This is a genomic window from Aquitalea sp. FG25, from assembly GCF_057809375.1.
This window is the reverse complement of record NZ_JBMDJV010000019.1, coordinates 70,725-93,289: the sequence shown is the minus strand read 5'-3', so window position 1 is coordinate 93,289 and position 22,565 is coordinate 70,725. Positions and strand designations below refer to the sequence as shown.

Below are 22,565 nucleotides of genomic sequence, written 5' to 3'. Positions count from 1 at the left end.
AATGAACAATACGAATACTTTCATAAATACGGTGAATGATGTGAAATTGCATCAGCTGGATTTGAACCTGCTGTTGGCGCTGGATGCGCTGGTCAGCTTGCGCAGCGTCACGCGGGCAGCGGAGAAACTGTTTGTCAGCCAGCCCGCCATGAGCCACTCGCTCAACCGCTTGCGGGCATTCTTCAACGACCCGCTGCTGGTGCGCTCGCCACACGGCATGCAGCCGACGCAAAAAGCGCTCTATCTGCAACAGGGCGTGCATCAAGCGCTCAGCCTGCTGCAAAGCCACTTCAGCCAGCCCGAAGCGTTTGACCCGGCCACCTCGACGCGCCGCTTCACCCTGTGCACCACCGATTACGTGGAATGCGTGCTGATTCCGCCGCTGGTGAAAAAGCTGGCGGTGGAAGCGCCCAATGTCCATATCGACATCACCATCCTGCGCGAAGAAATCCCGGAGCTGGCGCTGGCCGACGGCGAAATCGATTTCCTGCTGGGTTTTGATGAATACATGAAGATTCCCGGCTATCTGTGCCGGGAAACCTGGTTGAACGAGCCCTTGACCGGCATCTTGCGTGCCGACCACCCTTTTTGCAGCGACCGGCTGACCCTGACGGACCTGATTGCCTTGCCGCATGTCTTCCACGCACCGCTGGGCCATCAGGGCTCGCCGATGGATGATTTTCTGGCCGCGCGCGGCTTGCAGCGCAAGATTTCGGTACACAGCCAAAGCTATATGGCGGCGGCGGCCATTGTCAGCCATACCGACCACCTGTTTATCCTGCCCAAGAAAGTGGCGGCGATGATGGCAGGCTACTGGCCGTTAAAGATGGTGGCGCTGCCGGAAGAGTTGCCGGGCTATCACCTTAACTGCATCTGGCATCCGGTGCAGGACAGCAACCCGGCGCTGCTGTGGCTGCGCGGCTTGATGCGCAGCCTGATTGAAGCCACCGACTAGCTGCGCGGTAGAGACTGAGCAGTATTCATCGCATGAATGGGTGTATCAAAATGAATCATTTTCCCGCATAAGCCAGACTCTTGTAGATTAGCCGCCATATTGCGTCATCGCCCATGCCTGCGCTTGTTGCAAGGCTGTCCGCGTGATGGGAATGAAATCCGTCTTCTTAGTGGAGGTAGAAGCATGATCGAGGTTACCGAACTATCCATTGCCCAGCTGCGAGCCGCGCTCGAATCCGGGCGTACCACGGCGGTGGAACTGGTCACGGCTTATCTGGCACGGATAGCGGCTTACGATGGCCCCGCCACCGAGACCCGGCTGAATGCGGTGGTGGTGCCCAATCCGGAAGCCATCCGCGAAGCCGAAGCCTCCGATGCACGCCGTGCCCGTGGCGAAACACTGGGCCCGCTGGACGGCATTCCCTACACCGCCAAGGACAGCTATCTGGTGAAGGGGCTGACCGCCGCTTCCGGCAGCCCGGCCTTCAAGGACTTGGTGTCCCAGCACGATGCCTTCACCATTGAACGGCTACGCGCCGCCGGTGCCATCTGCCTGGGCAAGACCAATATGCCGCCGATGGCCAATGGCGGCATGCAGCGTGGCTGTTATGGCCGCGCCGAAAGCCCCTATAACGCCAACTACCTGACCGCGCCGTTTGCCTCCGGCTCATCCAACGGGGCCGGTACTGCCACCGCTGCCAGCTTTGCTGCCTTCGGCATGGCGGAAGAAACCTGGTCTAGCGGTCGCGGCCCGGCATCCAACAACGGTCTGTGCGCCTATACCCCGTCGCGCGGGGTGATTTCGGTACGTGGCAACTGGCCGCTGACCCCCACCATGGATGTTGTCGTGCCTTATGCCCGCACCATGGCGGACCTGCTGGAAGTGCTGGACATCATCGTGGCTGACGATCCGGTGACCCGTGGCGATTTGTGGCGTCTGCAACCCTGGGTGAGTATTCCCAAGGCATCGACCGTGCGACCGGACGCCTATCCGGCCCTGCTGTCCGCGCCCGAAGCGCTCAAGGGCAAGCGCTTTGGCGTGCCGCGCATGTATATCAACCAGGACGAACTGGCTGGCACCAGCGATGCGCCGGGTATCGGCGGCCCCACCGGCCAGCGCATTCATACCCGCGCGTCGGTGATCGACTTGTGGGAAGCCGCACGTCAGGCGCTGGAAGCCGCTGGCGCGGAAGTGATTGAAACCGACTTCCCGCTGGTGTCCAACTGTGAAGGCGACCGTCCCGGTGCGCCCACCGTATTCAACCGTGGCATCGTTTCGCCTGAATTTCTCAATGACGAGCTATGGGCGCTGTCCGGCTGGGCTTTCGATGAATTCCTGCGCGCCAACGGCGACCCCAAGCTCAACCAGCTGGCAGACGTCGATGGTCCGCAGATTTTCCCGCATGACCCCGGCACCTTGCCTAACCGTGAAGGCGATCTGGCCGCTGGCATGGACGAGTACGTCAACATGGCCAAGCGCGGACTGAAGTCTTTTGAGCAGATTGCCAGCCTGCCCGACGGCCTGCGCGGTCTGGAAAAAACCCGCAAGCTGGATCTGGAAGACTGGATGGATAGCCTCAAGCTGGACGCCGTGCTGTTTCCCACCGTGGCTGACGTTGGCCCGGCGGATGCGGACGTCAACCCGGCTTCGGCGGACATCGCCTGGAGCAACGGGGTGTGGGTGGCCAATGGCAACCTCGCCATCCGCCACCTGGGCGTGCCGACGGTGACAGTGCCGATGGGCGTGATGGCCGATATCGGCATGCCGGTGGGCCTGACCTTTGCCGGGCGTGCTTATGACGACAACGCGCTGCTGCGTCTTGCCAGTGCCTTCGAGGCCACCGGCAGCCGACGGATGATTCCGCCGCGCACCCCGGCGCTAGGCCAGTGAGCATCCGCCAGACAGTGCTGCTGTCTTTCAGCTTGAAATAGCTTCACATTATCTTGTTATTGCCCATCGGCCCGCTGGCATGCAAAAAACGCATGCCAGCCCCGGTATAAACTCGCTTGTCAGCCAGCCATACGCACACCAGAATGTCAGTACACTCTGCACTGGAAACCGCATGACCGCCCTGCACACCATCCCCCAGCGCCTGACCGCCCTGCGCCAGGCCATGCAACAACAACATGTTGATGCCTGTCTGATTCCGTCTTCCGACCCACACTTGTCCGAATACCTGCCCGCCCACTGGCAGGCCCGGCAGTGGCTGTCCGGCTTCAAGGGCTCGATGGGCACGCTAATCGTCACGCAGGATCAGGCTGGCCTGTGGGCCGACAGCCGTTACTGGGAACAGGCGGAACAAGAACTGGCAGGCAGTGGCATTACGCTGATGAAAATCCAGACCGCAGCCAGTACCCAGCATCTGGACTGGCTGGTCAGCAGCTTGCAGCCCGGCCATATCCTGGCGGTGGATGGCGATGTGATCGGCCTGGCCGCTGCCCAGGCACTGCAAAGCCGGCTGGACAGCAAGGGGGTGCAGCTGCGTACCGACATCGATCTGCTGCAAACCATCTGGCAGGACAGACCCGCCCTGCCGCAAGCCACCATCTACCCGCATCTTGCACCGTTTGCCAGCACCAGCCGCCGCGACAAGCTGGCCGCCATACGCCAGGCCATGCAGCAAGCCGGTGCAGACTACCATTTTGTGTCCACACTGGATGACATTGCCTGGCTGCTGAATCTGCGCGGGGCGGATGTCAATTACAACCCGGTCTTCATCAGCCACCTGCTGCTGGGCCGGGACCATGCCACGCTGTTTGTGGACAGCAGCAAACTGGACACCGCGCTGCAGGCCGAACTGGCAGCCGATGGCGTGCAACTGGCCGACTACCACAGCACCAAGGCAGTGCTGGCCGCCCTGCCCGTCAGCAACACCATGCTGCTAGACCCGCGCCGCATCACCCTGGGCCTGTATCAGGCCATTCCGTCCACCATGCCACGGCAGCAGGCCATCAACCCCAGCACCTTGCTGAAGGCGTGCAAGACCACAGCAGAGGCAGAGCAGATTCGCAAGACCATGGAGCAGGATGGCGCGGCACTGTGTGAATTCTTTGCCTGGTTTGAGCAGACCGTTAACCGGGAAGCCATCACCGAACTGAGCATCGACGAGCAGATTACCGCCGCGCGCGCGCGCCACCCCGGCTTTGTCTCCCCCAGCTTTGCCACCATTGCCGGTTTCAATGCCAATGGCGCGCTGCCCCATTACCACGCCACGGCAGAGGCCCATGCCAGCATTGCCGGTAACGGCCTGCTGCTGATCGACTCCGGCGGCCAGTATCACGGCGGCACCACCGACATCACCCGCGTGGTGGCTGTCGGCACGCCCAGCCCGGAACAAAAGCGCGACTTCACCCTGGTGCTGAAGGGCACGCTCAACCTGTCCATGGCCCACTTCCCGCGTGGCACCCTGTCGCCGATGCTGGACGCACTGGCCCGCGCACCAATGTGGCAGCACGATATCGACTTCGGCCACGGCACCGGCCATGGCGTAGGCTATTTCCTCAATGTGCATGAAGGCCCGCAAACCATCTCGCGCAGCCTGCCGGATGCCAGCATGGCAATGCAGGAAGGCATGATTACCTCGGTGGAGCCGGGCATCTATCGCCCCTGTCAATGGGGTGTGCGTATCGAAAACCTGGTGCTGAATGTGCCAGCGCAAAAGAACGGCTTTGGCGACTTCCTGCGCTTTGAAACGCTGACGCTCTGCCCCATCGACACCCGTTGCATCGAGCACGCCCTTCTCTCGCGCCAGGAAGTGGACTGGCTGAACCATTATCACGCCGAAGTGCGACGCCGCTTGCAGCCCTTGGTGGATGGCGCGGCCCGAGACTGGCTGCTGCAGGCGACCAAGCCCATCTGAGCAAGACTAAAGCACAATAAAAAAACGCCCTGGAATCCAGGGCGTTTTTTCATGCCAGGCCAGCCACATGGCTTACATGGTTTCCAGCACCTTGATCCCCAGCAGATCCAGACCGGTACGCAAGGTCTTGCCAGTCAACGCTGCCAGTTGCAGACGGCTGGCACGCACTTCGCCTTCGCTCTTCAGGATCGGGCAGGCTTCGTAGAAGCGCGAGAACAGTGTGGCAATCTGGTACAGATAGTTGGACAGGTAGTGCGGGTAGCAGCCATCAGCCACCGACAGCAGCGTGTCCTCAAACTGGGCCAGTGCCGCAGCCAGGTGTTTTTCTGCCGGTTCGGTAATCACGATGGGCGCATTGGCATCCACGTTTTCCGCCTTGCGGAATACGCTCTGCACACGGGTGTAGGCGTATTGCAGATACGGCGCGGTATTGCCTTCAAAGGCCAGCATGGTGTCCCAATTGAAGATGTAATCGCTCATGCGGTTCTTGGACAGGTCGGCATACTTCACCGCGCCAATGCCCACTGCGGCAGCAATTTCGCGCTTCTCGGCTTCGGACAGGTCCGGGTTCTTTTCCGACACCAGCGCATAGGCACGCTCTTCCGCCTCGTCCAGCAGCTCGATCAGCTTGACGGTACCGCCGGAACGGGTCTTGAACGGCTTGCCGTCGTCACCCATCATCACGCCAAAGCCGATGTGCTCCAGCAGCATGCTTTCCGGGGCAAAACCGGCCTTGCGGCAGATGCTGAACATCTGGGCAAAGTGCTGGCTCTGACGGGCATCCACTACGTAGATGACACGGTCCAGATTCAGCACCTTGTGACGGTAGCGCACCGCGCCCAGGTCGGTGGTGGTGTACAGGAAGCCGCCGTCTTTCTTGCGGATGATCACGCCCATCGGCTCGTCGTCCTGGGTACGGAATTCCTCCAGGAACACCACCTCGGCGCCTTCGCTTTCGCTCAGCAGGCCAGCAGCACGCAGCTCGTCCACAATCACCGGCAGGTCGTCGTTATAGGCCGATTCGCCACGCACATGCTCGCGCTTCAGGCCGACATTCAGCTTTTGATACACCGCTTCGCAATGCTTGAGCGAGATGTCGACAAACTGCGCCCACAGTTTGAGCACTTCTTCGTCGCCACCTTGCAGACGCACCACGTAGTCACGCGCGCGGTCGGCAAATTCTTCGCTTTCGTCAAAGCGCACCTTGGCGTTGCGGTAGAAGGTTTCCAGATCGGACAGCTCCAGCGCGTTGTCGCCAGCCTGGCGGATTTCCACCAGATAGGCAGTCAGCATGCCAAACTGCGTGCCCCAGTCGCCAACATGGTTAGCCCGCACCACATCGTGCCCCAGGAATTCCATTACCCGCGCCAGCGCGTCACCAATAATGGAGGAACGCAGGTGGCCCACGTGCATTTCCTTGGCCAGATTGGGCGAGGAGTACTCCACCATCACGCGCTTGGCAACCACCGGGGTGATACCCAGTTTGGCGTCCTTCAAGGCAGCTTCGCTGCGGCGGGCCAGATATTCAGGGGCAAGATGAATATTGATGAAGCCCGGACCGGCGATTTCCACCTTGTCGGCAATGCCTTGCAGGTCGAGCGCGGCCACAACTTTCTGTGCCAGCTCACGCGGATTGGTCTTGAGTGCCTTGGCAGCCCCCATGACACCGTTAGCCTGATAGTCACCGAACTCCGGCTTGGAAGCCGGCTGGATCACAGCCGGCGCATCCGGCGCACCGGCAGCGGCCAGCGCTGCCTGTACCCGTTCATTGATCAACTGCAGAATTGTCATACCTCGCCCCATATTGCCGTGAAAACGAACAAAACCCTTCGTTTTCGAAAAAATTAATAGTGTCGATTGTATGCCCCCCAGCCGTGCCGGGCAATGTTTGCATTGCAGCAAAATGGCGCAAACTGCGCCAATTCGGGGCAATCCGACGCCATCGGGACAAGCGCATGCCCCCAGCGTGACAGCCAGATGGTTTCGCCGATTGCCGGCAGCATAAATTCTGCGGCGCTGACATCCTGTTCGCGCAGCGCCATGGCTAGCTCTGCCATGGGTTGCTGGATGGGTTCGTCCGTCAGGATGAACGTCCCCCAGTGCACCGCCCAGGCCTTGCGTGCCGCCACGTGCTTGAAAATGCGTACGGCTTCTTCCGGATTGATATGCTGCGCCCGCATGATCTTGCGCGGCTCGTAAGCACCAATGGGCAGCAACGCAAAATCCACCGGGCCGATATGCAAGCCGATTTCATGAAACAGTTCGGCGCGGTAGCCGGTATCGCCGGGGAACCAGATTTTCTGTCCGTCCCCTTCCAGCAAAAAGCCGCCCCACAGCGCCTGGTTCATATCCCCCCAGGGGCCACGGTTGCTCCAGTGATGGGCCGGCGTCAGCAGTATCTGCAACGCCCCGCGCCCACACGCCTGCCACCAGTCCAATTCAGTGATTTTTGCGGCGGGAATGCCTGCTGCCCGGACTGTGCGCGAGACACCCAGCGGCACAATCACCTCCGGCGCCCCACCCTCCTGCGCAGCCAGCCGTTGCAAAGTGGTGAAGTCAAGGTGGTCGTAATGCAAATGGGTCAGCAGCACCAGATCAATGCGCGGCAGATCAGGCAGATCCAGCGGTAAGGCCACCTGCCGCTTTGGCCCCAGATGGCGAAATGGCGACGCCCGTGGTGACAACACCGGGTCGATCAGGATATTCAGCCCGGCCAGCTGGATAAAGCTGCTGGCATGCCCCAGCCAGGTGACACTGGCGTGCTGCCGGTTGGCCCGTAGCGCAGCGGCGTCACCGCAGCAAACCGGAATCATCTCTGGCCGGTGGTCCGGCTTTTGCCGCCACAGGGCGGACAGCTTCCAGTACAGCAAGCTGCCCAGCGATGGCAAGGCAAAGGGGTAGAAATTGCGATAGCCGCTGACACCATGATGGCGGCGGGCCGGGCTGGCCTGATAAGGCAGTCGGCTGAACATGGAGGCCATCCAGTCTGGGCGTCTGGGCATGGGATCTTCCGCAAATACGTTGAGTGAGAAATGCAGCCAGCCTGGCCATTTGGCAAGAGGCCGCATGAAAAATGGCCTCCAGAGGAGGCCATTGCAGGCAAGATGCAGGCTGCCGCTCAGAAGCTGTATACCGCCTGAGCCGCGAAGATATCGTTGCTCTTGCGATAGTTGCCATCGCTGCGCAGGAATACGTCGCGGTTGGCCCAGTCGTGACGGATTTCCATCTTCAGGGTCAGCTGGTCGGTCGGGTAGAACAGCAAGGCTGCGGTCAACGCCTGACGGGTAGCGCCGGAGCAGTCTGTACCATTGCCACCATTGGCTACGCTGTTGTTGTAGCAGGCTTGCGAAATGCCAAAGCCGTTGGTGCCATCCACACCACTGGCTTGACCCAGTGCAATACCGCCGCCACCGCCGCCGTTCTTGCTGTCATTCAGGTAGTCATAGCGCAGGGTGGCACCCATGCGGCCAAACCAGTCGGAATTCCATTTCTGGTGCGCCAGCATAGAGAAACCCCACCATACGGCATCGCCACCATTCCAGGCGGCCTGCTTCTGGCGACCATAGTCGATTTCGGCGTTGTAGACACTGTCAGTACCCGTCAGCGTCATGTCCAGCTCGCCAAAGTAGTAGGCACCGTAGGCGCTGTTGGACGTTCCCTGATAACCATAGGTATTGTCAGCAGTATTGTTCGTGTTATGCACAAACAGGCTTTGACGGCCAACGTTCATCGAGCCACCAATGTCCAGATTACTGGTCATGGTGTAATCGACACGGCCAGTCACTGTCGGGGTGCTGTTGCTATGGGTATGGGTACCGGAGTCGGTTGCACTGTTCGGGTTGGTGTGGAACTGCTCGTTGGCAATCATGAACTTGGTGGCCCATGCACCATGCGCCCAGTTGAAGCCAGCACCCACATAGCTGCCCGGATCGCTGAAGTCATACAGCAAGCCATGGGTGATGGTGTTCATCTGGTTGGATTGCTGCACTTCGTAACCACCAAAGCTGTTCATCAGGCCGGCTACCAACTGGGTGGTATCCGATACCGGGAAGTTGATGATGGCGGTATTGATGATGTTGTTACCGGCACTGCTGGTACCACCGCTGGTCAGCAGATTGTTACCGGAACCACGGTTCGGCAGGATGCTGACTTCGGCACTGGGTGCCAGCGGGCCGACACCAAAGGTTTTCTTGATATCCAGATAGACATCGCCAAAGGTGCTATTGGTGTAAGCATACTGGTTGCTGTGATTAACAAACTGGAAACCGGCGCTCCGGCCCAGACGGCTGGCAACATAAGTCGGGTCCATGTAACCGGTAATGCTCAAACCGGCAATCGGACCTTCGCTGGCGTCGGTGGTCAGCTTGTCCACCTTCATTTCCATGCCGGCCACACGCTGCTTCAGCTCGGTGCTGTCATCCGCCTCCGGAGCCTTGGCAGCCGTGGCGGCATTCACCGCCTGCTGCAGTTGCTGCATTTGCGCCTGCAGGGCCTCTAACTGGGCCTTGAGCTTGGCGATTTCGTCTCCCTTGGCATCGGCCATGGCCATGCCGGGAAGACCTGCGATCAGTGCGCTGATCAACAATTTCTTCATTTCATTTCTCCCTTGTACTACCGCATGAACAGCACTTCTCCTACGCTTTGGATAAAAAACGGGGCAGCAACCGGAATCTGACATCCCACCTGCCACCCCGTGGTCATTACACAACTTCCCCGTTAGTTCAGGCCTGCATGAAAGCCAACTGCATTTCGCGATCGCGCTTGCGCTGCACCGAACGCATGTAGAGGTTGCCGGCGACCACCCCTACCGACACCACCACGATAAACAGCGTGGCCAGAGCATTCATTTCCGGGTTCAGCCCCAGACGCACTCGGGAGAACACCACCATGGGCAGCGTGGTGGAACCCGGGCCGGACAGGAAGGCAGTCAGCACCAGGTCGTCCAGCGACAGGGTGAAGGACAGCAGCCAGCCGGACACCAGTGCCTGGGAAATCAGCGGCAGGGTGATCACAAAGAACACCTTCAGCGGACGCGCGCCCAGATCCATGGCCGCTTCTTCCAGCGAGCGGTTGAGTTCACGTACCCGGGATTGCACGATGATGGCTACATAGGACACACACAGCATCACGTGACCAATCCAGATGGTGAATACCCCGCGACCTTCCGGCCAACCCAGTGTCTGCTCCATGGCTACAAACAGCAGCAGCAGCGAAATACCCTGAATCACCTCGGGAATCACCAGCGGCGCGTTTACCATGCCGGCAAACAGCGGAAACAGGCGGAAGCGGTTAAGGCGCGCCAGCACGAAGCCGGCCCAGGTCCCCACCACCACCGATGCCGTGGCCGTCATCAGGGCAATCTTGATACTGAGCAAGGCCGCCGTGATCAGCTCGTCATCTTCCAGCAGCGCCCAGTACCATTTGGTGGAGAACCCCGACCATACCGTCACCAGCTTGGACTCGTTGAACGAGTAGATGATCAGCAACAGAATGGGCAGATACAGGAAAGAGTAGCCGAAGCCAAGTACCGCATAAGACAGCGGTTTGCTGGGTTTCATGGTGCTCATTTCACTTCCTCCATCGCTTTTGCCTGGTAATGCTGGAACATGGCCATTGGCACCAGCAGCAGCAGCACCATCGCGCAAGTCACGGTAGCCGCCATCGGCCAGTCCATATTGTTGAAGAACTCATCCCACATCACGCGACCAATCATCAGCGTATCCGAACCACCCAGCAGTTCCGGAATCACGTACTCGCCCACCGCCGGAATGAACACCAGCAAGCTACCGGCGATGATGCCGTTTTTGGACAGCGGCAGGGTCACCTGCACGAAGGCCTTCCACGGACGGGCACCCAGATCGTAGGCAGCCTCCAGCAGACGCAAGTCCATTTTTACCAGATGCGAATACAGCGGCATGATCATGAACGGCAGGTAGGAAAACACCATGCCGATATACACACCCCAGTTGGTGTGATACAGGCGCAGCGGCGTATCGATCACCCCCAGCCACATCAGGAACTGATTGAGAAAACCATCGTTCTTGAGAATACCGATCCAGGCATACACGCGAATCAGGTAGGAAGTCCAAAACGGCAGCATCACCATCATCATCAGCGTGTCACGAGCAGATTCGGACGCGCGGGCGATGTAATAGGCCATGGGATAGCCGATCAGCAGACACAGCAAGGTGGAGACAAACGCCATCTTCACCGAGCTGATATAGGTGGCGAAATACAGGTCGTCACCCAGCATGAACTTGTAGTGACCGATATTGAGTACCAGGGTGAAGACATCGTCTTCCATCTTGGTCAGCGGCGTATAGGGTGGAATACCCAGTTGCTGCTGCGAGAAGCTGATACCCACTACCAACAGGAAAGGCAGCAGGAAAAATACAAACAGGAATAAAAACGGTACACCAATGACGGTTGTCCTGCCGGACGGTAACCATCGATTGAATTTGAGACTTTTCATGATTTAGCACCACTTGGCCGGTGGGACCGGCTTGCCAAGCCCATCTTTACAGCCATCATATCAAGGCCCTGTCACGACTCGCCCTGATGTGATGACTTACGTTTCACTGCAAGCCGACCCTGTCGGACCGGTTTGCAACCCTCACTCCACATACTTTTTTCTAACCGTTTGCCGTGGCTGGTATACCACAGCAAGCGGCCTGTGCATCAGCCCTGCCGCCACCGCAGCAGCGCGGGCCGTGCTGTCGGGGCCTGGTGGAGCAACTGCCCCACCAGGCCGGGACGCGGTTTAGCGGCCAGTCTTCAACTGAGTCCACAGACGGTTCTGCAGACGCATGATGTCAGCCGGCAGCGGCTTGAGCAGGAACAAGGTCTTCATGACCGATTCAGGCGGATAGATGGACGGATCGTTGGCGATTTCCGGCTTCACGTACTTGCGCGCTGCCGCATTGGCAGTCGGGTAGAACACCTCGTCGGTAATCGCGGCATTGACTTCCGGATTCTGGATGTAGTTGATCCACTTGAGGGCGGATTCCACGTGCGGTGCATCTTTCGGGATCACCATCACGTCAAACCAGATCGGTGCACCAGACTTCGGAATCACATAACCCAGCTGGTAAGTACGCTTGGCTTCGGCGGCACGGTGCTTGGCAATGTTAACGTCGCCAGACCAGCCCAGCGCCAGGCAGATATCGCCATTGGCCAGGTCATTGATGTAGCCGGAAGAGTTGAACTGGGTGATATAGGGGCGGATTTTCTTCAGCAGTTCGAAGGCGGCCTGGTAGTCAGCCGGGTTCTTGCTGTTCGGGTCCTTGCCCAGATGGTGCAGCGCCACAGCGAACACGTCGTTGGCCTGATCCAGCACCGACACGCCGCAGCCCTTCAGCTTGGAAACGTATTTCGGGTCAAACAGGATGTCCCAGCTATCCAGCGGTGCACCGGCACCCAGAATGGCCTTGACCTTGGTGAAGTTGTAACCCAGGCCATCCGTACCATAAGCCCAGGGTACGCCGTGGGCATTGCCCGGGTCGGCATCCTGAATCTTGGCCATCAGCGCCTTGTCCAGATTGGCCAGGTTAGGGATCTTGGATTTGTCCAGCTTCTGGTAGATGCCAGCTTCGATCTGCTTGGCCATGAAGTTGGAAGTTGGAACCACGATGTCGTAGCCGGCGCGACCGGTCAGCATCTTGGCTTGCAGGGTGTCATCGCTGTCGTAAACGTCGTACTTGACCTTCACACCGGTCTGCTTTTCATAGCCAGGAATGGTGCTCTTGGCAATGTAGTCGGACCAGTTGTAGACATTCAGTATCTTGTCTTCTGCCAGAACGCCAGCACTTGGCAACAGCAGAAGCAGCGAACACAGCACTTTCTTGACAAGTTTCTTCTTCATTACAGGCTTCCTAATGTATTGCAAGACCATAAACTCCCTGTGTCTGGGGACGTCAGGGACCTGATGAACTGCACCTCATATTGACCGGTCGGGGATTCCCCCTCATATCCGGCCAGTGCCAAACCCGGGCAAAAGCGGCACGCATATTTGCTAAGCAATATTCGTGCACAACATTTATAACCCCATCCTATCCATTCTGGCTATTTCCAATCCAGATGAATGTGACACCAGTCAGGCAAGAGACGAAGGACAAGGCAACTTACTGCTGCCAGCCTTTCACATTTATTGTTATCGCAGGAAACCCGTGGAAGCCGGCGCGATAGGCAGCAAACAAATCCGCCTGCCCTCTTCCTGCTTCCGCACAGGCCATGACATGCATGACCTGGCCTCCTCCGTTGTAGATTCCACCTCGGTAATGTTTAATAAAATCCACAATTCGTGGCGAGGTGTTACAGCTTTTTAACCACAAAGACATTCAGCCGCAACATGAATTTTTTGCGCATCGCAAAAAAAACCAGCCGGGCAGGCTCTTGACGCCCCAACAAGTTTGCCATCTCACACATCTGATCATTTATCGGCCACAAGCCTGTCAATACGCCCAAAATTACTATTACATATGATCAAAACCCGCAGCCCGCTTGGTGTTTCAAGGGTTTAGCATCCAGGTGTGCTCATGTGGCCCGGGAAGCGGCAAGACAAGGAATGCACGAGGGGCTAACGATTCAACGCAGCCCGTTGCTGTCCGGTAGACAAAAAAAGTTTTTTCTTCTGCTGCAGTGAAATGAGGCAGATTTGCCACAGATCAAATCTGGCTACTTACCGACGTGTCTGCATGGCAAAGAAAAGCGGATTGCCCCTACAGGCAATCCGCTCACGTTTTAGCAAAAACTTTGTGCTGGCTTATATTTGATCAGATCAACCGTGCCAGTAGTGCTTTTTCCATGCCGGCCATATCGGGAATGCGCACCTGCATGCCATTACCAGCCGCCAGATCGACCGCTATGCCGTTACGCGTCATCTGTGTCAGCTGCACGATGCGATTGCCACGCGGATGGATAACCTCAATACGGTCGCCCACGCCAAAGCGGTTTTTCACCTCAACCAGTGCCCAGCCATCGGCATCCACTTCCAGCACATCGCCCACATACTGGCTTTGCTTTGCCTTGGAATGGCCATCCAGATAGTTCTGGTAATCCTGCGTCTGGTGACGCTCCAGGAAGCCCGGGGTATAGCCGCGATTGGCCAGGCCATCCAGCTCGGCCAGCAGGCCCAGGTCAAACGGGCGACCGGCCACGGCATCATCAATAGCCTGGCGATATACCTGGGCGGTACGCGCCACGTAGTACAAGCTCTTGGTGCGGCCTTCGATCTTGAGCGAATCGACACCTATCTTCACCAGTTTTTCCACCTGCTCCACCGCACGCAGGTCCTTGGAGTTCATGATGTAAGTGCCATGCTCATCTTCGATGATGGGCATCAGCTCGCCCGGACGACTGCCCTCTTCAATCAGATAAGTCTTGTCGGCCAGCGGGTGACGTTCGGCACCACCACAGGCGGCAAAGCTCTGGTTGGCTTCTTCCAGTGCCTTGTTGAAGTCCAGCTTGATGGTTTGCACATCGCCAGCGTCGTCACCCTGGGTATCGTGCATCTTGTAATCCCAGCGACAGGCATTGGTACAGGTGCCTTGATTGGGGTCGCGGTGATTGAAGTAGCCCGACAGCAGGCAGCGGCCAGAATAGGCAATGCACAGCGCGCCATGCACAAACACTTCCAGCTCGATATCGGGGCATTCCTGGCGGATTTCGGCAATCTCGTCCAGGCTCAGTTCGCGCGACAGAATAATGCGTGACACACCCAGCTTCTGCCAGAACTTTACGCCCATGTAATTAACGGTATTGGCCTGTACCGACAGGTGGATCGGCACTTCCGGCCAGCGCTCGCGCACCATCATGATCAGACCAGGGTCGGCCATGATCAGCGCATCGGGCTTCATGGCAATCACCGGCTCCATGTCTGCCATATAGGTCTTGATCTTGCTGTTGTGCGGCAACAGGTTGCTGGCCACAAAAAACAGCTTGCCTCGGGCGTGGGCTTCGTCGATGCCGGTTTTCAGCTCTTCGAGCTTGAAGTCGTTATTACGTGCGCGCAGCGAATAGCGCGGCTGGCCGGCGTAAACCGCATCGGCACCAAAATCGTAGGCAGCACGCATTTTGTCCAGCGTGCCGGCGGGCAGCAGCAATTCCGGGGCTTTTAACATAGTGGCTTGGCTTTCTTAATGAGACAGACAGGCAATGGGCAGCGGCATGCGATCCGGCGGCACAAAAGCACGGCGCGATGCATCCTGGTTCAGCCTGTCATCCGAATAATATGCGAGCAGGACGGCTCTGGCGTCCTGCAGGACATCGTCACACTGCGCCAGGAAAGCAGGCCAATCCTCTACCAGCGCCGGCGTCTGCTGGGCGCGGTGGTACAAAATGGACAATAGCGACATGGTGACGGTGTGGTGGTATTTCTCGGCCGCCCCCTGCGCCATGGCATAACGGGACAATGCCCGCGCACAGCGTGCCGCAGCCTCTGCCGCCGGGTATTGCCGACGATAGGCCCAGGCAGCATACAAATGCGCCTGGTGGGTAAACTCGGATGCAGGCAGCGTACTGGATTCCAACTGACGCAAAAACGCCTGGTAGTCCATGAGTCGGGGTCTCCGAAAACTGTAAAAACAAAAAGGCCCCGCCGTATCAGGGGCCTTTTCTAAATATGTTGCGGCGCGATTATGCGCCGCCTATACCAGCACCGTCAAGCATTAAACCCAAGGCGCAGCCAGCATTAAATCCCTGTTTTCAATGCCATTTTTCCCTTATGGTTTTTTGGCCAGCAACACCAGCATCAGCAACTGCACCAACAGGGACAACAGCATCAGCACACCCCAGCAAACCATCAGCAGCGGCGACTGCGCCAAGCTCAGCCCACTCATGACTGCAGCACTGAGCACAAAAGACAACGTCGCCCCCAGCAAGCCGATAAACAATTGTTTGCGCTGGCAGCGCAGACGCTGAATGAACCGTAAAATCATTGCACTCTCCATGCGGATAAACTGCCTGACCGATTGATGGCAAGCCCGTCACCCAGCCGCGTGCTCGGACTTGGACTGCTGTAGCCATTCAAGCTCTGCTTCAGTAAAACCGGCACTGCGGCGGGCATCCAGATTGTAACTGCCGCGATGAGCGGTCAGGTCGTGCTCGGCCAGCAGATTACTGAACGTGGACACCGGGTCCAGTTGCCGCGCACGGCACAGCCAGTGAAACCAGTGATTACCAACCTGCACATGGCCTATTTCATCCTGCAGGATGATGTCCAGAATGGCCACGCTGTCATGATCGCCAATATTCGCCAGCTTGCGCTTGAGCTCCGGACTGGCATCCAGCCCGCGCGCCTCCAGCACCCTGGGCACCAGTGCCATGCGCACCAGCACGTCGTGATCGGTATGGTGGCAGATATCCCACAAACCGTTATGCGCCGGAAAATCACCATAGTCATAGCCCAGTTGCTGCAAGCGCTGCTGCAACAGCCGGAAGTGGCGCGCCTCTTCGGCGGCAATGCGCAGCCAGTCGCCCACATAGGCATCTGGCATGTCGCGAAAGCGCCAGGCGGCGTCAAGTGCCAGATTGACCGCATTGAATTCGATATGGGCAATGGCATGCAACATGGCCGGCTGCCCCAGCGGCGAGCCGGGACGACGTCTCGGCACCTTGGTGGCATGCACCAGTTCCGGCCTTGGCGGATGTCCGGCCACCGGCAAGCGCGACAAGGGCGCATCCAGCCGTTGCAGCTGACCGGCCTGCCATGCGGCATGAATAGCCTCGGCGGCGGCCAGCTTGGCGGTCACCTCACAGCTGCACAGCGCTGCTTCGATCTGCGGATACAAAGAAGAAGGATTCATCATGGTGCAGCATTCTAACGGCTTGCACCGCAATCGGGCGATCCAGCACCCAATTGCGTGCCAATAAAAATATGACCCAGCAGCAGCGCATTTCCTGCTCGCAGGCGGAAGACATGGCAGCATCCAGCACAACAGCATCGTCGCCAGCGCAGGCTTGATGCATAATGCGGGCATCTGCCACAGGGAGAACATCATGCTGTTTAATTCCAGCCAACTCGGCACCGTAGAAGTGGATGAAAGCGCCATCATCAATTTTGCCCAAGGCATCCCGGCCCTGGAAAACTGCACCCAGTTCAAGCTGTTCCATAATGCAGACAGTGATAATCCGTCGGTATTCTGGATGCAGTCGCTGAACGATGCAGGCATCACCCTGAGCGTGACCCACCCGGCCCAACTGGGTGTGCGCTACGAAGTGGAACTGAGTGATGAAGAAGTTTCCCGGCTGGAACTGAGCAAGCCGGAAGACGCCGTCATTCTGGTACTGCTGTATCAGGAACAATCCGAGTCCGAATCCCATCCGGCATTGGGCGAACTGAAAGCCAATATCCGCAACCCGCTGATCATCAACCTGGCCAGCCGTCAGGGCCTGCAAAAAACCGGCCTGTCCTGCGACATCCTGATGCACAACCTGGCCTGATCCCGCCCGGCCCGGTCATTACCGGGCCATCTGGAGTACCGCATGCCCCAAGCCTCTTTGCCCCGCTGCCCCTGGTGCGGCGATGATCCGCTCTATGTTACCTACCACGATGAAGAATGGGGCCGTCCGCAGCACGATGAACACAAGCTGTTTGAAATGCTGATTCTGGAAGGTGCTCAAGCGGGCTTGTCATGGATCACCATCCTGCGCAAGCGTGAAGGCTATCGTCGGGCTTTTTACGGTTTTGATCCGGTAAAAGTGGCGCAGATGAGCGAAGAGGACGTGGAGCGCCTGATGCTGGACAGCAGCATCGTGCGCAACCGGCTGAAAATACGTAGCGCCATCCGTAATGCACGGGTATTCCTGCAGCTGCAGCAACAGCATGGCAGCTTTGATCAGTGGCTATGGGCACACACTGACGGCGGCAGCCTGGTGAATCACTGGCAGTCAATGGCCGATAGCCCCGCCACGTCCGAGCTATCGGACAACATCAGTCGGGAACTAAAAAAGGCCGGGATGAATTTTGTCGGCAGCACCGTGATCTATGCTTACCTGCAAGCCACCGGCGTGATCAACGACCATTTGCAGGGCTGTCACCTGCATCCACAATACCAGCCGGGCTGAAATCAGGCCGGACAGGTATCGAATACCACGGTATGCAACAGCCCATCGGCCGAATGAAACGGGTGGGCGCGCACACATTCATCCTCCTGGCAGAATGCCATCATGCGCCAGCCCTCAATCAGCTCACGCACCTCCTCTTCCGACCAAGGCCCTTCCAGCCGCTCCGGCACCAGCGCCGACAATTCACGACACAGGGCATGCAGCTGCTCGGGAATGTCCAGTTGCTGCAGGGTAAAAATCAGGGGCTTGACCTGAGGCATGCATAGCCTTTCCCCGGAACGGGTATGCGGTGAGCTGCCATCATTTCATGCTTTATTCATCAAATCTAGTTAAAAGACTATTCGTAAAAATCTTTGACTTCTGTCAGTGCAAAATTGCAACGTCGGCAATAAAAAAGGACCGCCCGTCACGGATGGTCCTTTTGTCGACTGCAAAAGCAGCAGGCAGATGCCGACTCAGAACAACTTCAGTCCTTTGAGCATCACCACCAGAATCAAGAGCGGCGACACAAAGCGCACCACCACCAGCAACACGCGCACCAGGCTCTCGTTGTGTAGCTGCCCCTCATTGGACAAGGCCGCTTTCAGGCGATCAAAACCCCACACCCAGCCCACGAACAGACACAGGAAAATACCGCCCAGCGGCATCAGGATGTTGGAAGTCACAAAGTCGAACAGGTCGAACATGGTCATGCCGAACAGCTTGAAATCGGCCATGGTGCTATTGGACAAGGCACAAGTCGCGCCAAACAGTGCCAACACCAACAGATTAATCACCGTTGCCTTGGGGCGGCTGATACCAAAACGCTCGCTCAGTACCGATACCGGCACTTCCAGGATAGACAGCATCGCACCAGTAGAAGCAATAGCGGCCAGAATAAAGAAGGCCACCATGAACAGCTGCCCCATGGGCATGCTGGCAAACACCGCCGGAATGGTGATGAACAACAGCGACGGCCCTGCTTCCGGCTTGAAGCCAAAGGCAAACACCGCCGGGAAGATGGCAATGCCAGCCAGCATGGACACAAACAGATCGGCGCACATCACCCGCAGGGTAGTGGCCGGAATGTTCTGATCATCGCGGAAGTAACTGCCATAAGTCATCATGGTGCCCATTCCAATGGATAGCTTGAAAAATGCCAAGCCCACTGCGGTCAGCACCACACCGGCGGTAATCTTGGAAAAATCAGGCGTAAACAGGAAGCTCACCCCCTGCATGGCACCAGGCAGCATCAGGCTGCGCACGCCGATGACCACCAGCAGCAAAAACAGCACCGGCATCAGCTTCTTGGTGACCGCCTCAATCCCCTTGGCCACGCCCATCAGCAAAATGCCACCAATCAGCGCCAGCACCAGCCATTGCCACAGCAGTGACTGTACCGGGTCGGCAATCAGCGAACCGAATGCCGCCGACGTTACCTTGGGATCACTAGACAGGATGCCACCGCCAATGGCCTTGAATACATAAGCGAATACCCAGGCCGCCACTTCGGAATAGAAAGCCATGATCAGGAAAGCCGACAACACGCCAAAGGCGCTGATCAGCCACCAAGGCTGGCCGGCTGGTGCCAGTTTTTTGAGCGCGGTTACCGCATCGGACTTGGCCCGACGCCCCAGCATGATTTCGGAAATCATTACTGGCAGGCCCACCAGCAAGGTGGCGCAAACGTAAACGATCAGGAAACCGGCACCGCCATTGGTACCGGTCAGGTAGGGAAACTTCCAGATATTGCCAAGGCCTACGGCCGAGCCCAGTGTTGCTGCCAGTACACCAAAGCTGGAGGTAAAACCGTCACGCGCCTTGCCGGCGCCAGTGGAGGCCGAGGATCTGCTGTCCTGTGTCATTTGCTCTCTCATTACGACAAAATTCAAACCCGTTCAAGCGATAACCTGAACGGGTGCCACGGATTCCGGGGTCACCGGAGCGGCGATTCTGAAGTGATTTGCCAGACCATGCAAAATTATTTGTCAGGCCGGATCCTGCACGCGACACAACTCCTTGGTCAGCCGGGCCAGCCAGTCAAAACAGGCAGCCAGTTGACTCTCCTCAATAAACTCATCCGGGCGATGTGCCTGCTCAATCGAACCCGGCCCCAGCACCACGCAAGGTATTCCTGCAGCATGGAACACCCCGGCTTCCGTTGTGTAGGCAACACCATCACCGCCATGGCAGGCGCACAGTTTTTCCACATAATGCAGTACTTCGCTGTCCGGCGTGGCCTCGAAAGCCGGGCAGTACACGCGGGGGGCAATACTGATATCCGCTTCGGCAGCCACCTGGCGCATTTCCAGCAATAGATTGTCGGCATAATCCCGTACCGAATCGACAAAGCGTTGCGGATCATCGCCAGGAAGCCAGCGGCATTCGAAAGTGAACTCGCAATCCTTGGGAACGATATTATTGGCGGTACCGCCGTGAATGGTGCCGGTTTGCAGCGTGGTGAACGGCACATCATATAAAGGCTGATGATGGCCGAAAGAAGCCTCGGTATCTGCCAGTCGGCGCACATGCGTAATCAGCCGTGCGGCATATTCGATGGCATTGACCCCCTGGGGCGTCAGCGAGGAGTGCGCGGCGCGACCTTGTACATGGCAGTGATAATGGGCAATGCCTTTATGCGCCACCACCGGCCGCATTGAGGTAGGCTCGCCGATAATGCAACCAGCCACAGCCACCTTGTCCTGCAACAGACCGTCAATCAGCCGTGGCACACCCAGGCAACCGACTTCCTCATCATAAGACAGCGCAATGCCTAAACCCTGTCGCAAGCGCCCCTGCTCCGCCAGCCCAACCCAGTGCGGCACATGAGACAACACGCAGGCAATAAAGCCCTTCATGTCAGCAGAACCCCGCCCATACCAGCGGCCATCACCTTTGTCGGTTAGCTCGAACGGGGGCGATGTCCATGCCTGACCATCAACCGGCACCACATCGGTATGACCCGACAGCAGCAACAGCGGCTGATCAGCTGAACCGATACGGGCAAACAAATTGGCCTTGCTTCCTTCGTCATTTAGCGTGAGCTGGCATGCAACGCCATACGCTGCAAGATACTGCTTGACCCAGTCAATCAGCTCCAGGTTGGAATGGCGGCTGGTGGTATCAAACGCCACCAAGGTGCGCAGCAGGGAAAGGTAGGAAGAAGACATGGCGCAATCCTGTAGACAAATGCGGTATAGGGCGAAGTCTGCCCCGACTGCCCGGCAGACGGCAATATGCCGTACACAAAAATGCGGATGCACGCCCCTCGCCGGGCGCGGACGGCGCTGGCAGCATATCCCGCTTGGCAAACAGAATGAAACCCGCTATTATTCGCACTCTTCTACGGCGGGTCTCCTCGCATTGTACGGTAGCAAACCTGGTCAGGTCCGGAAGGAAGCAGCCATAGTTACTTAGTACAAGTGCCGAGGGTCAGGCTCGCCACCCCTCCCCTTCTTAGCTTTTCCTTCATCTGTGTACATGTTTACGACATGCAGCTACCATTTTTCGGCCAAATGGAGTTCATTCCATTGTATTCATAGATAAGAATACGCTAACATAGCAAGCATGCGTATGTAATCCTTCATGGAACTTAATGATTTTTTTCAAATCAGATTATTCCTTATGGATTTTCTTTGCTATTTTTAGGACATAGGGCAGTGTCCTAAGCCAAAACAATAATTCAATACAATACTGTTTAGCCTTTTAAGAGGAACAACCCATGAAACTCTTTGAAAAAATCACCAATCCGCGTGAAATCCGCCGCAAGCTTGGCCTTAACCAGCAAGAATTCTGGAGCCGCATTGGCGTAACCCAGTCTGGCGGTTCTCGCTATGAAAGCGGTCGCAACATGCCCAAACCAGTACGCGAACTGCTGCGTCTGGTTCACGTTGAGCAGATCGACCTGTCCAAGGTACGTCGCGAAGACTTCGAAATCGTCGAGTACCTGAAGGAAACCCACCCTGACCTGTACAAGAGCCTGCGCAAGGCAGTACGTGCCAAGATGGAAGCCCAGGAAGGCAGCAGCGAAGCCACCGCAAGCTAATTGTTGTTTTGGGCCAAAGGGCAGCAGCGCTCATCATGCAAGGTGAGCGCTGCTGCCCTTTTTCATGCCTGCCCGCCCCCAGAACCGGCCGGGCTGCTACGCTTACTCGCCGGCATTACGCACCAGCAACACCGGCACATCTGCCTGCTTGAGCAGGCCCTCGGCAACACTACCCATCAGGATATGCATCAAACCGCTCCAGCCGTGGGTTCCCATCACCACCAGGTCTGCACCCCAGCTATTGGCATCATCCAGCAGCACCGAGGCAATCTTGTCGCCCCAGCTTTCCAGAATCTTCACTTCCGGAGTCAGCCCCGCAGCCACAGCCTGCGCCTGCGCCTGACCCAACACCTGCTCGCCCGCCTGCTTGATGGACTTTTGCAGTTCTGCCGCGTCCAGAAATTCGGTACCGCCCCAGCCAAACTGGGCCAGATCCACCACGTGCACCAGCCGGATGGTGCTGTTCATGCTCTTGGCCAGCCGACATGCTTCGGCCAGGGCAAGGTTGGAAGTGTCGCTGTCATCCACCGGCACGAAAATGCGTTGGTACATAACCCTCTCCTTGTGTGTGTTGCTACTATGCATTCAGTCTATCAAACCATGCCCGCTAGCGGTTGATGCAGATTAAGACAGTCGATTAGACTGAACGTCATTTTATTCAGGTG

Annotated in this window: 21 protein-coding genes and 1 other RNA gene; 8 read left to right on the top strand and 14 right to left on the bottom strand. The window is 57.7% G+C overall.

From position 1 onward, the window contains the following. Window positions 1-40: 40 nt before the first annotated feature. From ACODR9_RS16990 to ACODR9_RS16980, 3 genes are all read left to right on the top strand, one after another. Window positions 41-955, top strand: coding sequence for a LysR family transcriptional regulator (locus ACODR9_RS16990; RefSeq protein WP_488810580.1), 915 nt, complete (start codon window positions 41-43; stop codon window positions 953-955). Between the two features lie 183 nt (window positions 956-1,138). Then, on the top strand, window positions 1,139-2,845 hold the full coding sequence (locus tag ACODR9_RS16985) for an amidase (protein WP_488810579.1): 1,707 nt from the start codon (window positions 1,139-1,141) through the stop codon (window positions 2,843-2,845). A gap of 181 nt (window positions 2,846-3,026) precedes the next feature. Further along, window positions 3,027-4,814: an aminopeptidase P family protein gene (locus ACODR9_RS16980; RefSeq protein ID WP_488810588.1), complete on the top strand. Its 1,788-nt coding sequence runs from the start codon at window positions 3,027-3,029 to the stop codon at window positions 4,812-4,814. 72 nt (window positions 4,815-4,886) lie between these two features. On the opposite strand, the gene argS is transcribed toward ACODR9_RS16980, so the two are convergent. The 6 genes from argS to ACODR9_RS16950 all read right to left on the bottom strand — a co-directional run bounded on the left by argS (window position 4,887) and on the right by ACODR9_RS16950 (window position 12,675). Beyond that, window positions 4,887-6,605 carry an arginine--tRNA ligase gene (argS, locus tag ACODR9_RS16975; RefSeq protein ID WP_488810578.1) on the bottom strand — a complete coding sequence of 573 codons (1,719 nt, stop codon included), beginning with the start codon at window positions 6,603-6,605 and terminating at the stop codon, window positions 4,887-4,889. A 53-nt stretch (window positions 6,606-6,658) separates the two neighbouring features. After that, window positions 6,659-7,816 carry an MBL fold metallo-hydrolase gene (locus ACODR9_RS16970; RefSeq protein ID WP_488810577.1) on the bottom strand — a complete coding sequence of 386 codons (1,158 nt, stop codon included), beginning with the start codon at window positions 7,814-7,816 and terminating at the stop codon, window positions 6,659-6,661. Window positions 7,817-7,932: 116 nt separating this feature from the next. Then, the gene (locus ACODR9_RS16965; protein ID WP_488810576.1) at window positions 7,933-9,408 is read right to left on the bottom strand and encodes a DUF3138 family protein; all 1,476 of its coding nucleotides are present in this window, start codon (window positions 9,406-9,408) and stop codon (window positions 7,933-7,935) included. Between the two features lie 127 nt (window positions 9,409-9,535). Beyond that, entirely contained in the window at window positions 9,536-10,372 is an 837-nt protein-coding gene (locus ACODR9_RS16960; protein WP_488810587.1) for an ABC transporter permease subunit, read from the bottom strand. A 5-nt stretch (window positions 10,373-10,377) separates the two neighbouring features. Beyond that, a complete protein-coding gene (locus ACODR9_RS16955) occupies window positions 10,378-11,286 on the bottom strand; it encodes an ABC transporter permease subunit (RefSeq protein ID WP_488810575.1) in 909 nt (302 codons plus the stop codon). Window positions 11,287-11,574: 288 nt separating this feature from the next. Then, complete coding sequence (locus tag ACODR9_RS16950; protein ID WP_488810574.1) at window positions 11,575-12,675, bottom strand: polyamine ABC transporter substrate-binding protein; 1,101 nt, start codon at window positions 12,673-12,675, stop codon at window positions 11,575-11,577. A gap of 163 nt (window positions 12,676-12,838) precedes the next feature. Between ACODR9_RS16950 and ACODR9_RS16945 the strand changes: the two genes are divergently transcribed. Then, complete coding sequence (locus ACODR9_RS16945) at window positions 12,839-13,138, top strand: hypothetical protein (RefSeq protein WP_488810573.1); 300 nt, start codon at window positions 12,839-12,841, stop codon at window positions 13,136-13,138. Window positions 13,139-13,585: 447 nt separating this feature from the next. On the opposite strand, the gene trhP is transcribed toward ACODR9_RS16945, so the two are convergent. The 4 genes from trhP to ACODR9_RS16925 all read right to left on the bottom strand — a co-directional run bounded on the left by trhP (window position 13,586) and on the right by ACODR9_RS16925 (window position 16,618). Then, the gene (gene trhP / locus ACODR9_RS16940) at window positions 13,586-14,932 is read right to left on the bottom strand and encodes a prephenate-dependent tRNA uridine(34) hydroxylase TrhP (RefSeq protein WP_488810572.1); all 1,347 of its coding nucleotides are present in this window, start codon (window positions 14,930-14,932) and stop codon (window positions 13,586-13,588) included. A gap of 15 nt (window positions 14,933-14,947) precedes the next feature. Continuing rightward, on the bottom strand, window positions 14,948-15,367 hold the full coding sequence (locus ACODR9_RS16935) for a hypothetical protein (RefSeq protein WP_488810571.1): 420 nt from the start codon (window positions 15,365-15,367) through the stop codon (window positions 14,948-14,950). A gap of 165 nt (window positions 15,368-15,532) precedes the next feature. Further along, window positions 15,533-15,748, bottom strand: coding sequence for a hypothetical protein (locus tag ACODR9_RS16930; protein ID WP_488810570.1), 216 nt, complete (start codon window positions 15,746-15,748; stop codon window positions 15,533-15,535). A gap of 48 nt (window positions 15,749-15,796) precedes the next feature. After that, window positions 15,797-16,618: a ferritin-like domain-containing protein gene (locus tag ACODR9_RS16925; protein ID WP_488810569.1), complete on the bottom strand. Its 822-nt coding sequence runs from the start codon at window positions 16,616-16,618 to the stop codon at window positions 15,797-15,799. A 190-nt stretch (window positions 16,619-16,808) separates the two neighbouring features. Between ACODR9_RS16925 and fliW the strand changes: the two genes are divergently transcribed. Beyond that, entirely contained in the window at window positions 16,809-17,252 is a 444-nt protein-coding gene (gene fliW / locus ACODR9_RS16920) for a flagellar assembly protein FliW (RefSeq protein ID WP_488810568.1), read from the top strand. A 42-nt stretch (window positions 17,253-17,294) separates the two neighbouring features. Continuing rightward, entirely contained in the window at window positions 17,295-17,876 is a 582-nt protein-coding gene (locus tag ACODR9_RS16915; RefSeq protein WP_488810567.1) for a DNA-3-methyladenine glycosylase I, read from the top strand. Between the two features lie 2 nt (window positions 17,877-17,878). On the opposite strand, the gene ACODR9_RS16910 is transcribed toward ACODR9_RS16915, so the two are convergent. The 3 genes from ACODR9_RS16910 to argE all read right to left on the bottom strand — a co-directional run bounded on the left by ACODR9_RS16910 (window position 17,879) and on the right by argE (window position 21,025). Continuing rightward, the gene (locus ACODR9_RS16910) at window positions 17,879-18,136 is read right to left on the bottom strand and encodes a hypothetical protein (protein ID WP_488810566.1); all 258 of its coding nucleotides are present in this window, start codon (window positions 18,134-18,136) and stop codon (window positions 17,879-17,881) included. Window positions 18,137-18,331: 195 nt separating this feature from the next. Further along, a complete protein-coding gene (locus ACODR9_RS16905; protein ID WP_488810565.1) occupies window positions 18,332-19,720 on the bottom strand; it encodes a sodium-dependent transporter in 1,389 nt (462 codons plus the stop codon). A 123-nt stretch (window positions 19,721-19,843) separates the two neighbouring features. Beyond that, window positions 19,844-21,025, bottom strand: a complete 1,182-nt coding sequence (gene argE / locus ACODR9_RS16900) for an acetylornithine deacetylase (RefSeq protein ID WP_488810564.1) — start codon at window positions 21,023-21,025, stop codon at window positions 19,844-19,846. 177 nt (window positions 21,026-21,202) lie between these two features. On the opposite strand from argE, the gene ffs reads away from it, so the two are divergent. Together ffs and ACODR9_RS16890 are read left to right on the top strand one after the other, a co-directional pair. Further along, window positions 21,203-21,301: signal recognition particle sRNA small type (gene ffs, locus ACODR9_RS16895), an RNA gene on the top strand. 275 nt (window positions 21,302-21,576) lie between these two features. Then, on the top strand, window positions 21,577-21,900 hold the full coding sequence (locus tag ACODR9_RS16890; RefSeq protein ID WP_089085376.1) for a helix-turn-helix domain-containing protein: 324 nt from the start codon (window positions 21,577-21,579) through the stop codon (window positions 21,898-21,900). A gap of 102 nt (window positions 21,901-22,002) precedes the next feature. Here ACODR9_RS16890 and ACODR9_RS16885 read toward each other — a convergent pair whose 3' ends face one another. Continuing rightward, complete coding sequence (locus ACODR9_RS16885) at window positions 22,003-22,452, bottom strand: universal stress protein (RefSeq protein ID WP_089085375.1); 450 nt, start codon at window positions 22,450-22,452, stop codon at window positions 22,003-22,005. Window positions 22,453-22,565 lie beyond the last annotated feature (113 nt).

Excerpts from the sequence above, each read along its gene's own strand:
- ACODR9_RS16910 (WP_488810566.1), bottom strand. The coding sequence starts at position 18,136 with ATGCCTCAGGTCAAGCCCCTGATTTTTACCCTGCAGCAACTGGACATT.
- ACODR9_RS16890 (WP_089085376.1), top strand. The coding sequence starts at position 21,577 with ATGAAACTCTTTGAAAAAATCACCAATCCGCGTGAAATCCGCCGCAAG.
- ACODR9_RS16915 (WP_488810567.1), top strand. The coding sequence starts at position 17,295 with ATGCCCCAAGCCTCTTTGCCCCGCTGCCCCTGGTGCGGCGATGATCCG.
- ACODR9_RS16905 (WP_488810565.1), bottom strand. The coding sequence starts at position 19,720 with ATGACACAGGACAGCAGATCCTCGGCCTCCACTGGCGCCGGCAAGGCG.
- fliW (WP_488810568.1), top strand. The coding sequence starts at position 16,809 with ATGCTGTTTAATTCCAGCCAACTCGGCACCGTAGAAGTGGATGAAAGC.
- trhP (WP_488810572.1), bottom strand. The coding sequence starts at position 14,932 with ATGTTAAAAGCCCCGGAATTGCTGCTGCCCGCCGGCACGCTGGACAAA.
- ACODR9_RS16885 (WP_089085375.1), bottom strand. The coding sequence starts at position 22,452 with ATGTACCAACGCATTTTCGTGCCGGTGGATGACAGCGACACTTCCAAC.
- ACODR9_RS16925 (WP_488810569.1), bottom strand. The coding sequence starts at position 16,618 with ATGATGAATCCTTCTTCTTTGTATCCGCAGATCGAAGCAGCGCTGTGC.
- ACODR9_RS16960 (WP_488810587.1), bottom strand. The coding sequence starts at position 10,372 with ATGAAACCCAGCAAACCGCTGTCTTATGCGGTACTTGGCTTCGGCTAC.
- argE (WP_488810564.1), bottom strand. The coding sequence starts at position 21,025 with ATGTCTTCTTCCTACCTTTCCCTGCTGCGCACCTTGGTGGCGTTTGAT.
- ACODR9_RS16965 (WP_488810576.1), bottom strand. The coding sequence starts at position 9,408 with ATGAAGAAATTGTTGATCAGCGCACTGATCGCAGGTCTTCCCGGCATG.
- ACODR9_RS16930 (WP_488810570.1), bottom strand. The coding sequence starts at position 15,748 with ATGATTTTACGGTTCATTCAGCGTCTGCGCTGCCAGCGCAAACAATTG.
- ACODR9_RS16950 (WP_488810574.1), bottom strand. The coding sequence starts at position 12,675 with ATGAAGAAGAAACTTGTCAAGAAAGTGCTGTGTTCGCTGCTTCTGCTG.
- ACODR9_RS16985 (WP_488810579.1), top strand. The coding sequence starts at position 1,139 with ATGATCGAGGTTACCGAACTATCCATTGCCCAGCTGCGAGCCGCGCTC.
- ACODR9_RS16935 (WP_488810571.1), bottom strand. The coding sequence starts at position 15,367 with ATGGACTACCAGGCGTTTTTGCGTCAGTTGGAATCCAGTACGCTGCCT.
- ACODR9_RS16955 (WP_488810575.1), bottom strand. The coding sequence starts at position 11,286 with ATGAAAAGTCTCAAATTCAATCGATGGTTACCGTCCGGCAGGACAACC.
- ACODR9_RS16970 (WP_488810577.1), bottom strand. The coding sequence starts at position 7,816 with ATGCCCAGACGCCCAGACTGGATGGCCTCCATGTTCAGCCGACTGCCT.
- argS (WP_488810578.1), bottom strand. The coding sequence starts at position 6,605 with ATGACAATTCTGCAGTTGATCAATGAACGGGTACAGGCAGCGCTGGCC.